General features: G+C 46.5%; 1 protein-coding gene. It reads left to right on the plus strand.

Annotation, left to right across the window (positions count from 1 at the left end; all coding sequences use genetic code 11):
- The first annotated feature begins 123 nt into the window (after window positions 1-123).
- The gene (locus KDK14_RS11465) at window positions 124-1,485 is read left to right on the plus strand and encodes a hypothetical protein (RefSeq protein WP_257265255.1); all 1,362 of its coding nucleotides are present in this window, start codon (window positions 124-126) and stop codon (window positions 1,483-1,485) included.
- The last annotated feature ends 48 nt before the right edge of the window (window positions 1,486-1,533 follow it).

Here is a 1,533-nt window from a genome sequence, read left to right on the forward strand (position 1 = left end):
TGATTGCGGTGGAGCATCTGAATATGTGGAAGTTATTTACAGACAATTCCTTAACGGCATCCAGTAGGATCATACAAGTACTCTTTAACTGCATTTATCAAGGGCCGATATATCGGTAGGCCCATGCTTGAGGCATTAACCGTGGTTACCCGAAGTGTCGTTTTCCTGATCTTAATGTCAACAACATTATCATGCTATGGATTTCAGGAAGATCGATTTTGTCTGGATAATCAACTTTCTCAGGTTTACTCCGCTGTGGCGAGCAACGTTGGCATTGGCATTACCATTGAAAGTGATGGGAGCACGATTTTTCCTGCCGATGGCAAGCCGATGAGTCTGCAACGTGGCCAGCGGTGGTGCCGTGATATCAAGCCGACAGAGAACCTGATCATTCATGAGTCCCGATTGTTCAAAAAGTGGCGCTTCAGAAAAGCCTTTCCCACCTCATTATTAAACGGGATACGTATCGAATTCGGCAAATCAGGGCGTATCAGCGAACTGTATGGTATTAATCTGGTACAGGATTTTGACGAGACCGAGGCGCTGCCAGAACCCGACCAATGGATGACTGAACTCTATCAAAGCCATGACAGGCCGCTGAATCAAATATGCATTCCGGGTACCCATAACAGCGGCAGTTATGACATTACAAGATTCTCCGACCAAGACCCTCACATGTGGGCAAATTTGCAGCAGTTGTTTAATTATTATTCTGAAAGCTATCTGTTAACGCCATTTAAAGAGCTGGTGCGATGGTGGGCAGTGACCCAGGATCAAAACACTTATCAGCAATTAACGGCGGGTGTTCGCTATCTGGATATACGTCCAAGAAAGTTAAATGGCCAACTGATCACTGTCCATGGGCTGGCGGGCGCATCCGTTGATAATATCATTATGGGCATCGAGCGGTTTCTGAAAGAAAACCCCAGAGAAATCATTATTTTTCATATCCATGAGCCCTTTGGCATGATTCAGGCTGATATCGATGAATTATTTCAGGTTTTACATAAAAATTTTGGCAACAGTATTGCCCCTCCACAGATGACCCCGGCACACAGTATCCAGCAATTCCAGAATAGTGGCTATCAACTGATTGTGTTATCAACGCTCCATTCAGCCGTATTCTCTGGCTGGTCAACCGAGGAAACGCTGTCCAATCACTGGCATAACCAAAATCGCCCCTACCCACTTCTGGACAGCATCACCAACAATCTTGTACAACGTAAAAGCGACCAACTGCATATTACCCAGATGACCCTGACAGAAAGTACTGATGATCTGAAGCAGGGGGTAATCCCCGGTCAGCCATCCAGCCTGCGATCATTTGTCAAAACCTTACGCTACCCATCCGGATTTTTACGCTATGCCGCCAACGTTGCCCGCCGCCACAATAACCGTGTGAATATAGTGGCCGTTGACTTTCCAGAGGACGATTACATTTATTCAGCCTGCATGCGTGAGAACATGATGCAGACAACTACCTGAATCCGTAACTTCAGAAGACGCTGAAACCTTCGGAAGCCGGTCGTGCCG

The sequence above is a fragment of the Endozoicomonas sp. ONNA2 genome (assembly GCF_024606365.1).
GTDB lineage: Bacteria > Pseudomonadota > Gammaproteobacteria > Pseudomonadales > Endozoicomonadaceae > Endozoicomonas.